The sequence below is a fragment of the Acidisarcina polymorpha genome (genome assembly GCF_003330725.1).
Classification (GTDB): Bacteria; Acidobacteriota; Terriglobia; order Terriglobales; family Acidobacteriaceae; genus Acidisarcina; species Acidisarcina polymorpha.
Genome location: NZ_CP030840.1, coordinates 6932079 through 6944392 on the forward strand (window position 1 = coordinate 6932079; position 12314 = coordinate 6944392).

The window sequence follows — 12314 nt, forward strand, 5'->3', positions numbered from 1 at the left end:
CGAGAACGATAGTCAGCCGGAGTGGAGCAGTCCAGCCGTCTTTCAGTAACAGAAGAATGTTATTCCATCGGTTCTGCCGACATTGGATGGCAACGCGCCTGCGGCTCCCGGAAACCAACTCCTGGGGCCGCATGCGATCAGGCTGACTCTGTGGCGCTATCTCCGCAGTCCACTTTGCCTATAGAAAGTGTCATGCAACTGCCGCCTGCCTGCGTTTGCGAGTTAGCGGTTGCCACCCGCAACATCAAGCGTGGAGCCGCTTACCCAACGCGAGTCGTCAGAAGCAAGAAACACCGCCACGTCCGCCACGTCAGAGGTCTGTCCGAGGCGGCCAAGCGGCGTGCCTGCCAGCACCATCTTCTCGAACTCCGAGTTCCCACCCGTATACCCGGCAGCGTCAGTGCCTTCGGTCACGATCAGGCCGGGATTGATCGCATTCACCCGAATCTTCTTTGCGCCCAATTCCTTCGAAAGCACGCCGGTGATGGTGTCGACCGCTCCCTTGGTTCCGCCGTACACGCTGATGCCTGGAAACGTGCCTTTAGCCACGACGGAGCTGATGTTGATGACGCTTCCGCCGGACTCGCCGAAGAGCGGCAGCGCAGACTTGGTGGTAAACAGCAGGCCTTTAACATTCGTGTTGAACTGGCGATCGTACTCGGCTTCCGTCAGGTCTTCGAGTGGCGTAGGGCCAAAGACACCGGCATTGTTCACCAGCACGTCTATCTTGCCGAAGTGCTGCTTCACCTCGGCGAACAGTGTCTCGATGTCAGAGACCTTGGCCACGCTTGCACCTACCACCAGGGCCTTACCGCCGGCAGACTCGATCTCTTTGGCGACACGTTCCGCACCGGCTTTGTCCGATGCATAGTTCACCACAACGCTCGCACCTTCGCGGCCAAATGCCTTTGCAATACCTGCCCCGATGCCCTTGGAGGCTCCCGTGACTACCGCGACCTTGCCTGTCAGCTTGCCCATTCGCTCACCTCGTTCGATTGGTGCCATACTCTGGCGCCTGTCGAGTAGATGACCGCCGCACGGATCGGTTGCGGAGATACCATGCCGAAGTTGCCCGCACCCTCGTTCTCCGTAACGTTAAACCTTGTTATTGGCGTAAACGATCAATGCCAACCGTCCCCAGAGTGCGCTCGTGCCGAAGAATCACCATCAGCCGGGATTAATGCCTCTAATTCAAACCAAGCACTTATCTGGCAATATGTCAGAGGGCTATTACACCAGCAATCTGCTAAGTGCTTGTTTCGGAAGCCACTACTGGCGGCTCCTCGCATTCCGCCACGGTGCACAAATAACGATTTCGGTAAGGGAGCCAGCCAGGGAATAAGGGCGCAGTGTTGCTGTACCAACTCGGCGCGAATCGACCAAATCTCGGCATGGGCTCGGTGTTTTACCTTGATCTGCATGTAGCGAGCAACTGACCGCTTTGTCGCTTCGTCCTAGAACGACCTCGAGGTGATCTACATGGGCGGCGTAATACGCTGTGCCAGCGGTGTATACATCACAAGCTTCAACGACGGATCATCGTTCGCTTGAAACGAGACGATGTCAAAGCCGATCAGGCCTCGTCGAGGATGATGAAGCTCCTTTCGCAAGCCGAAAGCGTTGGTGACTTCGTGCGACTCCCACCAACTCTCAAAATCGGGACATGCCCGTCGGAGCCTTTCCCGAAGCTCAATGAAAGCCGGATCGTCGGCCCAAAAATCATATGTGGCGCGAAACGAAGAGAGCATGTGCTTCGCATGCACCTCCCAGGATCGTCCATACAGATTCTTCATCAGAGGGGACTCGAATATCAGTATGAGGCAATTGCACTCTTCCTGGGACACTCGAGTAAGGTCCGGAAAGAGATCAGCCGCTGCATCATTCCAGGCGAGAACATCCCATCTTCGACCGGCTATATAGGCGGGATTGTTCAGACCTTCGATCATTCTGCGCAATTCATCCGGCACCGTCTCGCGGCAAAATGCGGCACGATGGGAGGTTGTGGCCAAAGCCCGCAGGTGTGAGTGTTCGACTTTGCTCAGACATAGAGCCTTAGCCAGGGCGTCGACTGTTGCTGACGAGGGGCTTACGGTTCGGCCTTGTTCCAATCGAATGTACCAGTCCACTCCGATGCCTGCTCGCTCCGCGACCTCCTCCCGGCGCAGGCCGGGTGTACGCCGCCGCCGCTGTTTGCTCAAACCAAGAGCTTCTGCGGACAACTTTGCACGACGGGATCTCAGAAAATCTCCCAGCTCATTCCTTGCTGCCGTGGGCAGCGCTCCATCGTATGTATCTAATCTCGCACTCATGAAACCTAGGATGCTCCTAGGCCTTGAAAGGTCATAGCCTTTCAACAGAAGCTGAAAAGAAGGCGCTTAGACATGAATCCGGGATGTAGGCAATTACATCGGGCCGCAAGCGAGCATAGGGGGCTCCTAGATTTTTCACCTGCCCCGACCTTAGGTGCTGTCAACTGCACAACCAGAAGTGTGATAGCGATCGCGCACACGGCGTCGATGAAACTGCCGAGCCGACCGATCTGTCGTTCTTTTCGGTCCGCTTCATCAGGCACCCGCCAACTCTACAGGAAAGAGGCCGCGAGCGGAACATCCCGCCTGCGACGATCAGCATGATCACTCTTCCAACGCTCACCCTGACTGGTTGGCCATCGCAGGGCGGACGTGACCATAGCCGGGCAAGGAGCTTTATCACGAGGTAATTGCTAATCCGACTCGGTCAATTCGATATGTACGCCTTGAGAGAGTCCATGTTGATAACGAAGCGATACTTCACGTCACTCTTGGGTAGCCGCTCATAGGCATAGTCGACTTGATCCATGCGGATGATCTCGATGTCACTGACGATGTCGTGCCGTCCGCAGAAATCAAGCATCGCTAGGTGCATTCATCATCACCCTCACCCTCCCGTCATCGCTCCGACGTTCTCTGCCGGTCTCGAGCGGAACTGCGCAATCGTAGGCCCGCGTTCCGTAGTGCAGCCGATGCGGAGGGTGATATCTGGGGCTTTGCTCTCAAGTTCTACACCGAAGGGGGAAACTGAGATCTTGTTGGCAACAACACACCAGTCTTTTTCCATCGTGACCCCGGACATTCCCTGACCTAAACCATGCCATCAGGCGCGATCCTCGCACCGGAATGCGTGGCGCGCAAAATAACTGGGCCTTCTGGACGAAGGGCTAAGTCGATTCGTATGCCCCCACATCATCTGGGGACGGCGGTTAGGCGACTTTGAGCGCGATCCGCATTCCGTTGAGAGTTTTGAGCAATCTATCCATCGCGAAACAAATGATAGTGGATATCAACGCCGGTGGCGTACCCGCACATGCAGAACACCGTCGACATTTAAACCTCGGAGTGTGGATTCGCTTTGGAGGCTGATTTGTCCATGCAGACTCAAGGGATATTTCCGCAATTTCGTTCAAGACCCTATCTGTATCCACCCCTGAGTATCAGTACATGGAGCAGAGCCACTTCACGGTCTTCGTTTCCAGCACGGTAACTAAGTATCAACCTACTCAGATCCACCTAAAAGGAGACTTATGAGGACTATGAAAGCAGTACAGATGGACGAGGTACTAAAACCTATGGCCGTCCGAGATGTTTCAATTCCAGAGATTGGAGACGAAGACGCTCTTGTTCGTGTGACAGCCTCAGGGATTTGCCGGACGGACTGGCATCTTTGGAACGGCGACTGGGGCTGGATCGGGGTGAAGCTGTCTCTTCCATTGGTTCTAGGCCACGAGATCGGCGGGGTTGTTGAGCGTGTTGGTTCTCGAGTGGATGGCCTTACTGTTGGCACTCGTGTATGCGTGCCTTTCAACATGGCATGCGGGCACTGCCCGTATTGCGTGCGGGGCTTGCAGAACGACTGTGATAACTACATGTGGCCGATGCTGACCCAGGGCTCTGGTGGCTTTGCGCAGTACGTCAGGGTGCCGAAAGCTCAACTGAACTGTGTGACCTTGCCTGCCAACGTAACAGAAAAGGACGCTGCCGCGCTGGGCTGCCGCTATATGACAGCATACCGGGCAGTCCGAACACGCGCCGACCTTCACGCTGGTGAGACTGTGGCCGTTACCGGCGTCGGAGGAGTTGGACGCTCCGCAGTTGAGATCGCAGTGGCTCTCGGTGGCCAAGTTATCGCGATCGACACAAAGGATTCTGCGCTGGAAGCTGCTAAGAAATTAGGTGCCGTTGAGGTCATTAATTCCGAGGGGCTGACTCCAAAGCAAGTTGGTGAACGTGTGAAGGCACTCACCGGCGGCACTGGGGTGGATGTAGGTATCGACGCCATCGGAGGAAGCAACGCGACGCTCTCGACACTACAATCAATCGCTAAATACGGTCGCCTTGTCGTGGCTGGCCTCACCAGTCAGGAAGACAAAGGCGAAGTAACTATTCCTATCGATCAGATCGTTGCTCAGGAGCTGTCTGTAATAGGTACGCTAGGCAACCCTCAGTCTGATTATCCCGACCTTCTCCGCCTAGTCAACAGCGGGAAGCTTGCGCCAAGCCGGCACATCGAGAGTGAAGTTCGTCTCGAAGATGTTCAGGCTGTCTTCGATCGCATGCCAAAGTTCCAAACAAACGGCTTCGTCGTCATCACACAACTCAACTAATCAACTAGACCTGGAGGTTTCACAATGCCACTGATGTATGTCAACTATCCCGAAGATACGTTCACTCAAGAGGCCATTGACAAGCTGGCCATGCAATTGACCAATTTCGGTGAGGACGCCGAGAAGATCCCCAAGACTCCTTACCTCTTCAGCACGACCTGGGTGTACTTCCGGCCCTACCCGAAGGAACTCGTATTCCACGGGGGAAAGTCAGGTGGAAGAAATGTGATCAGTCTCGAGGTCAATGTCTTCGAAGGCGGCTTGGACTATGCGGCGAAGAAGGAATTCTACAAGAAGGCGACAGACGCTATAGCCGAAGCCACTGGCATGCCGAAAGACAAGCGGCGGCCCGTCTATATCCTCTTCCGCGATGTTCCTGACATCAACTGGGGCTTTTTCGGCAACATCATCGCGATTAACGACCTATTGGTCGCATCGGAAGACGAAGAGCCCATCTAACCTATACCATTCCGTGACTTCTTAGATCATAGGGGGCCAGCAGCACCGACTGGGCTGACATCTCGCTTCACACGAACACCACATGTGCGCCAGACATCTTGCGATTCTTGTGGAGCTGTTCAGCCAGTCGCACTAAGACGTTTCGCTTCTACCCAGTTCATCGGAGAACGGTCGGCGGAAAGAGTGTTACGTGTGATCCGCACGAATACACCCACTAGGACTCACAAAGGAGACTGAATATGAATATGAAAAAGGTATTGATCACAGGAGCAGCAACCGGCTTTGGCTATGGTGTGACGATCCAACTTGCAGAGAAGGGCTTTGATGTTATTGCCGCCGTTGAGATCTACGGCCAGGTACAGCCGCTCAAGCGCAACCTGGCTGAGAAAGGGATTAAAAACGTGCGGGTAGAAAAGCTCGACGTCACGGTGGAAGGCGACCGGCGAAAGGCTCTGGGTTGGGGCATCGAAATCCTGGTGAATAATGCCGGCGTTCTTGAGGGCGGCTCCGTGCTCGACATCCCGGGCAGCAACATGCGTCATGAGTTTGAGGTCAACGTGATCGGTCCTCTGCTGATGACCCAGGGCATCGCCAAGCAGATGGTGAAGCGCGGAAAGGGACGCATCGTGTGGGTCTCGTCGCGTGAAGGTTTGAATGTGAACCCGTTCACGGGCATCTACTCCGCTTCCAAGCACGCCGTCGAGGCCATCGCAGAGACAATGAGCATGGAACTGCAGGAGTTCGGCATTGAGGTTGCTACGATCAATCCTGGGCCCTTCCTCACCGGCTTCAACGACCGTGGTTTTCAGACATGGGAGAGCTGGGAGGATGAGCCCTCAGAGAGGCTCTTCGATTATTCAAAGCTCGCTTTCCCACGCCCCCAATTCAACCCCCGGGTGATGATCGACACCATGACCAAGGTTGTGGCTGGTGAGATCGACAGCTACCGCAATCTTGAGCCGCAATCGATGCTTGAGGAGACCAAGAAGAATATCGAGGCACCTTGGACAAAAAGCGTAAAGCAAGACTTGGGCAAGCGGGCCGCGCAAATCCAGAAGTGCTACGACATGACGCCGGAGATCCAGGAATCCGGTTGGACTGCGCAGGAACGTGACGGCGCAAGCGCATAGCTCGTCAGGGGTCCGCCTCTCACGCCCGGAGCTGCGACCTACTCCCTCATGCGCACCGACACGAAGCGACTGTTTCGATTCAAAATCACGTCACACGGATTGTTCCCGGGGCGCCGCCAATGCTGGACTCAAGCAGCAGAGCCGGGTGCGCCTTAATACTCAAACAAGATCAACCATCATCCAAAGGAGATACATCGTGGCACAGACTCTTGCTCGTAAGGCAATCATCGCAATCTCTAGCTTTCATGGAGCCATCTTCCCTGACGGCCACAAGACCGGCCTGTTCTTCACCGAGGCTCTGCACCCATTCCGAGTGCTCACCGCAGCCGGCTTCGAAGTGGACCTTGCTTCCGAAACTGGCACCTTTGGTTTCGATTACAACTCGCTGCAACCGCCATTTCTGTCTGGAAGTGACAAGGTAATTTACAACAATCCGGACCACCCGTTCATGGTGAAACTGAACTCTCATCTCAAGAAGGCATCCGACCTGAAGAAGGGTGAGTATGGTGTTTTCTTCGCATCCGCCGGACATGCTGCCCTCTATGACTACCCAACCGCGAAAGGCCTGCAGGCAATCGCTGCGGACGTTTGGAATCGCGGTGGCATCGTCGGAACTGTGTGTCACGGACCAGAATCCTGCCGGGTGTCAAGCGAAGACGGGCAAGTCAATCGTTGACGAAAGAACGGTGACTGGATTCACCATCGAAGGCGAACTCATCTTCAACATCCTGGACAAGCTCAGAAAAGACGGGGTTGTTCCAGTTGTTGAGGCCGTTACAGCGGCCGGCGGATTCTACAGCACCTCGATGAGCGCATTTGATGACTATTCCATTACATCGGGCCGCCTTGTGACCGGCACGAATCCTCAGAGTGGCCACAGTACCGCTGAGAGGATTGTGAGATTGTTCGATAACGGGATGCGTCCGTAATCGCCTTCTCACTCTGACGTCCTTGCTAAAGAGGAAAACCGAGCTACCGGAATCTCACAACGTCATCATGTTCTGCCGCCTTCATCAGCCGTAAGGACCAAGAACCAGCAACGAACGGGTCCGGAGCACTTCGTCTCGGACCCGCTAGCTTATTACAAGTAGTGAGACCCAAGAGCTTTCTAAGGATAAGTCATGCCGAAGATGTCCTTCACTATCCACAGGGCGCCTTCACTCAGGCTAACCTCGAATTGCTCGCGCAGGAGCTTACCCAAATAGGCCTGCAGTGCGAACGCATGCCAGAAACAACGTACGGACGCAGCAACGTTTGGATTTATGCACGCGAATATCCTACCTCAGGTCCGAGCAAGAGATTGCCGTGGCTGTCAATGACACCTGGAGTCTACCGGCTCTTTCAGCAATCAACGGCAACCAGGTTCCTGAGGAGTGCCGACTGATCTTTCTATCTCAGATCACTGATTTCCTAGAGACCGCGTGGACCCTCTATGATTATTTTTTCTTATAGCTGTCAGACGCTTTGCCATCGCATCGGCGTTCTCTTTGTCACCCAGCCTACTGTAGGCGCGGGAGAGCAAATAGTAGGCCTGTTCCGACGACGCATTGTCATCGACGGCAAGATTCAATTGAGCGACGGCGTCGGCCAACCGATCTTGATTCAGCAAAATCCTCCCCATTTCACAATGGGCCAAGGCGTAATGATCGTCGAGAGCAATGGCTTTCGCGAGAATGGCCTCTTCGTCATTCTCATCGTGCTGTGCACGTAGGGCAAGCGCCAGGTAGTAGTAGGTTCTTGGCTGGTCCGGTTCCAACTCCAATGCTTTTCGATACTCTGCTGCTGCCGGCTCCGGATCGCTCAATTTGAGCAAGATGTTGCCAAGCAGGTAATGTGCTGCGTACAAATTGCCGTCGAGAGAAATGGCGCGTTCTGCATTCGTGCGCGCTCTATCATAGATTGCCGCGTCGTACTGACTCTCGGCCAGGGTGGCGAGAAACGGCGCAGAGTTTTGATAAATAGATTTTTGGCTCTCAAGCAAAGCGATGACTTCCTTGTAGCGGCCCTCGAGTTGAAGCGCATTTGCGAACAGTAACAGGGATTGCGACGAGGGATAGTTTCGGTATCCGAACTCTGCAAGCGCCTTTGCCTTCTCGAGTTGATGGGCGGCCAGAAAGACCGTAACCCCCATCTGGATCTCTTGCCAGGGCGTGCGGCTCGTTGCTCTAAAGTTCCTCAACGCCTCTGCGGCGTTCTGAGCCTCTCCGCTGCCGAGGTATTCACGAGCGAGCGAGGTCGAGATAGCGGTATTGGCGGGCCAATCGGAAAGAGCCTGTCGCAGTGTTTGTTCCGCAGCCGGAAGGTCACCGCTGCTTTCGAAGGCAGCCGCCAGCAGCAGGTTGACGCGAGGGTCGCAAATATAGGAAGAAAATGGTTGCAGAATCTGGATAGTCGCGGCGTAGTTCCCCTGTTGCAATGCGGCGCTGGAGTCCATCAGCAGCTTGTTAATGCCCTCTGAACCCGGGCAGCGAGGATCAAGCTTCAGAGCGGGTTGACGGATGCCCGGGGAACTCTGTACTTCCGCACTCCCTCCTGCTGCCAGGCTTAGGAAGAGCCAAGCAGCAGCGAGAGGGCGGGTTCGAGCGAGTCGCTTTCTCAACCGCGGAAACGCACAGTCCATCCTTAAAAGGTAAACCTCAAACTAAGTTGGATCTCACGTGCTGCGTTTGCGTTGGTGACGAGTCCGAAGCGGGCGTCATTCACGCCAGCGTCGAGGCCATAGAAGTTGGCGCGGTTGAAGGCGTTAAAGAAATCTCCCCTGAAGTCGACTGTATAACGATCCGCGAACGTCCATCCCTTATACGCGGAGATGTCCCAGTCGGCGTACCCAGGATTCTGCAGGCTCTGAACGGAAGCGTTGCCCTGGACCGCCTCTGCAGTCACCGGCACGACGTTGCCAGTGTTGAAGTAGGGTCCAAGTCTGCCGTTCTTGCCGAGGCCGGAATGGAGTGATGAATTGTTCACCGGCCCTGTGACATCGGGAAGCGCGTTCACGAAAATTCCAAGATTTTGATTGCTGCCAAGTGTTGACCAGTAACCGGAATGCAGCGAGGCAATCACCGCAGCCTTCCAGCCGCCAGCGAGTGCATTCACGATGCCGCCCTGGTTCAGGTATGCTTTGCCTTTCCCGAAGGGAAGTTCGTAGATCGCATTGGCAACAAGGTTCTGATTCAAGTCTTCCTGGCAATGACCGCGATCAAGACGGAGGTTGAGAGGGTGCCATGAAAAGACATCCTGCCACGGATAGCCTAAGCATTTCGAGAAAGTGTAATTGCCCAGCACCGAAAACCCGGAGCTATACCGGTGTTCGGCGCGGAGGAAAAGAGCGCTGTAGAAAGAACTTCCTGAACTGGTATTCTCTTGAACTCCGTTCCATCCGGGCAGCGACGTGTCACCGGCGCTGTTCAAAAGAGGCGCAATGTTCGGACGCTCTTCATAGTGATGGGCTGCACTTCCCAGGTATCCTACTTCGGCGAGCCAGTTCTTGATGGTTCGATCAATCGTAAGATTCCACTCATACGTGTATGGAGTCTTGGCGTCAGGCTGAATAAAGGAGGCCGTAGGTCCGCCACCAGGTACCGTCGGCCCAAACAGGTCACCCACGGTAAAAAGCGGCGGTCCCGGGTTGGAGGGTGTCGGGATATATCCGGCAGGTGGTGCAGTAGTCGAGTTGTTATAGCTCTGAATTAAGTAATACTTCGTCGTATCAACCATGACTTCATATTGATTGATGTTTGGCTGAATAAAGTAAATGCCAAATCCGCCCTTCACATCCGTGTTGCCGTCATCGAATGGAACGAAGTTAAAACCAATTCTCGGTGCAAAGTTGAGGAAGCGCGGCTTGACCATCGCCCTGTCGAGTCCAAGTACCTTGGTGTCTGGGTACGAAAGGTCAGAGTTGGTCGCGACATCAAAGCTGCCAACGTGATTTTGTGTGTCCACTGGCTGCCTGCGGTGCTCATAATTCAACCCGACATTGACGCTGAGACGCTTGTTCAACTTAACATTGTCTTGAACGAAATAGGATTGGTACCACATCCTAAGGTTCAAGAGAGGATCGCCAAGTGCTGCAAAGCCAGAGGTCGGCACCCCTAGCAGGATGTCGGCCACTGGATCTCCGCTGTAATTCCCATTGAAGGAAATGGAAGTTGCCGCCCAGTCTTCGTACATATAAATCGGTTCGTAGCGAATGTCGAAGCCCGCAGAGATCTGGTGTTTTCCCTTTTGGATGGTTATCGATTCGGTGCCCATGGTAAGGCCTTCCCTGACGATGTCTGTTCCTTCGGTCGACCCCGGGTTGGCATAGTTTGTCACTCCGAAGCTTGGGGGACCGTACGAACCCGCCTGACCCTGCGCGTTGATCAAGCCGAGGGGATTTGCCGCAGCGGGATTGAAACCATCTGCCCTCTGCTCACCCGTTGCAGTGTGGGTGTAGCCGAAGCGAACGTTGTTCACCAGGTTCGGCGAGAAGGTATGCGTCCATCCGAAAGACAAGTTCTTGGGGTTGGAAGGATAGACAATCTCCCTCGATGGAGTGATGTCTGTGACGTTGGTGGTCTGGCTTTGATTGGTGAAGCGGGCAAAGATGCTGTCTTTGGCCGAGATTGCATAGTCGAAGCGGCCACTTTCCTGGTCCCACCCGTTGGTCGTGTTTGAAAGGTAGCGATAATTCGTGCCGCCAGAGTAAAGTCCGTTGGGAAGTGGATAGTAGGAGAGGATCTTCTGGCCGACGGAGTTGAAGCTGGCGGCGCCAATCTGATTCCCGGCAAATGGCGCTCCTGTAAAGGGGTTAAACAGCTGCTTGGTGTCCGCGGAGAAGTTGCCCGCGAGCTGCTCCGCGGTCGGGACCAGTGCATATTGGGTGGTCGGCTGCAGCAGTCGGAATCCTTCATAATTTAGAAAGAAGAACATCTTGTTCTTCTTAATAGGACCGCCCAGTCGGGCTCCGAACTGGTTCTGGTGAAAGGGCGGAGCAGAACCTACGTCAAAATAGTTACGTGCATCAAGGTCGTTATTGCGCAGGAACTCATAGACGGAGCCGTGGATCTCATTGGTGCCAGATCGCGTCACTACACTGATGAAGGCTCCACCCGCTGCATATTGCGCAGGTGCGCCGGACTGGATGACGTTAAATTCTTGGATGTTATCAATCGAGGGGAGCAGCCCTTCCGCGCCATACCAGGCGTTTCGCGTCTCGATACCATCGTAGAGGTAGCTCGTATCGTCTTCTCTCAGTCCGGCGATCGAAACAGCAACCGTCGAGGTACCGGTCCACTGATTGGCTGGTGAACTCATGCCTGGCGTGATAGGAGTGACTCCGGCAGAAAGCTGCGCCAGTTGCATATAATCACGCCCGTTCAGAGGAAGAGTCTCGATCTGCTGGTTGCCGATCACCTGGTCCTGGTTGGATGTCTGGGTGTCGATCAGCAGTGAGGCTGCAGAGACCGAAATCGTCTGAGTAGCCTGACCGATGGCCAAAGTGATGTTTAGCTGTGACTGCTGACCCACCAGCAGGGTAAATGCCTGCAGATGCTGCGTCTGGAAGCCGGTGTTGGCCACGTCCATCGTATAGCTACCGGGAGGAAGCTGGGGAATCCTGTACGATCCATCGCTATTCGTCGTCGCGTTGTGCTCAACACCTGTCGCGACATTGGTGGCAGTGATATTGGCTCCCACAACAATTGCACCCGTGGCGTCGGTGACGACCCCAAAGATGCCGCTGGTAGTTTGTGCAAAAATTTCGATCGAACTCAGGCCGCTAAAGATCGCCAGCATGGTTGCGCAAACTGCGACTAGCAGCCGTTTCCGGCCTAGGATTCGTGGAAATTGCTGATACGCGGATTTCTGCTTCATCTTGCCTCCTCGAAATTGATGCAGGGCGAGTTTTGCGACCATGTCTCTTGCGTGTAACCGGTTTCATTACTCTCTAGAACACCGCATGTTTACTAGCGCCGTAATACTACGCTTGCCGGTTTTCTGCTGTCAATCAAAGCATTCCGCAGAGGAAAAGCTCGGGAAGCAGCATGAGCACCCGATAGCGGTGGTACATTCCAGAGGCCTGACGGGTTTCGTTCGGCCCGGCAGCC

The 12314-nt window shown here is 54.7% G+C and carries 11 protein-coding genes; 5 read left to right on the plus strand and 6 right to left on the minus strand.

Annotated features, from left to right (window positions below):
- Window positions 1-222: 222 nt before the first annotated feature.
- The 4 genes from ACPOL_RS29775 to ACPOL_RS29790 form a co-directional block, all read right to left on the minus strand.
- Entirely contained in the window at window positions 223-978 is a 756-nt protein-coding gene (locus ACPOL_RS29775) for an SDR family NAD(P)-dependent oxidoreductase (protein WP_114210389.1), read from the minus strand.
- Between the two features lie 497 nt (window positions 979-1475).
- Window positions 1476-2309: a helix-turn-helix transcriptional regulator gene (locus tag ACPOL_RS29780; protein ID WP_114210390.1), complete on the minus strand. Its 834-nt coding sequence runs from the start codon at window positions 2307-2309 to the stop codon at window positions 1476-1478.
- A gap of 41 nt (window positions 2310-2350) precedes the next feature.
- Window positions 2351-2572 carry a TMEM175 family protein gene (locus tag ACPOL_RS36720; protein ID WP_114210391.1) on the minus strand — a complete coding sequence of 74 codons (222 nt, stop codon included), beginning with the start codon at window positions 2570-2572 and terminating at the stop codon, window positions 2351-2353.
- Between the two features lie 164 nt (window positions 2573-2736).
- Entirely contained in the window at window positions 2737-2904 is a 168-nt protein-coding gene (locus ACPOL_RS29790; RefSeq protein ID WP_201759014.1) for a hypothetical protein, read from the minus strand.
- Between the two features lie 664 nt (window positions 2905-3568).
- Between ACPOL_RS29790 and ACPOL_RS29800 the strand changes: the two genes are divergently transcribed.
- The 5 genes from ACPOL_RS29800 to ACPOL_RS34355 all read left to right on the plus strand — a co-directional run bounded on the left by ACPOL_RS29800 (window position 3569) and on the right by ACPOL_RS34355 (window position 7157).
- Window positions 3569-4639, plus strand: a complete 1071-nt coding sequence (locus ACPOL_RS29800; RefSeq protein ID WP_161557652.1) for an alcohol dehydrogenase catalytic domain-containing protein — start codon at window positions 3569-3571, stop codon at window positions 4637-4639.
- Between the two features lie 24 nt (window positions 4640-4663).
- Entirely contained in the window at window positions 4664-5098 is a 435-nt protein-coding gene (locus ACPOL_RS29805; protein ID WP_114210393.1) for a tautomerase family protein, read from the plus strand.
- A 239-nt stretch (window positions 5099-5337) separates the two neighbouring features.
- Entirely contained in the window at window positions 5338-6228 is an 891-nt protein-coding gene (locus tag ACPOL_RS29810) for an SDR family oxidoreductase (protein WP_201759016.1), read from the plus strand.
- A gap of 196 nt (window positions 6229-6424) precedes the next feature.
- Window positions 6425-6904, plus strand: a complete 480-nt coding sequence (locus tag ACPOL_RS29815; RefSeq protein WP_201759018.1) for a type 1 glutamine amidotransferase family protein — start codon at window positions 6425-6427, stop codon at window positions 6902-6904.
- Window positions 6905-6914: 10 nt separating this feature from the next.
- Window positions 6915-7157, plus strand: coding sequence for a type 1 glutamine amidotransferase family protein (locus ACPOL_RS34355; protein WP_201759020.1), 243 nt, complete (start codon window positions 6915-6917; stop codon window positions 7155-7157).
- Window positions 7158-7627: 470 nt separating this feature from the next.
- Here ACPOL_RS34355 and ACPOL_RS29820 read toward each other — a convergent pair whose 3' ends face one another.
- A complete protein-coding gene (locus tag ACPOL_RS29820; RefSeq protein WP_114210394.1) occupies window positions 7628-8848 on the minus strand; it encodes a tetratricopeptide repeat protein in 1221 nt (406 codons plus the stop codon).
- Between the two features lie 2 nt (window positions 8849-8850).
- Window positions 8851-12081 carry an outer membrane beta-barrel protein gene (locus ACPOL_RS29825; protein ID WP_161557654.1) on the minus strand — a complete coding sequence of 1077 codons (3231 nt, stop codon included), beginning with the start codon at window positions 12079-12081 and terminating at the stop codon, window positions 8851-8853.
- Between the last annotated feature and the right edge of the window lie 233 nt (window positions 12082-12314).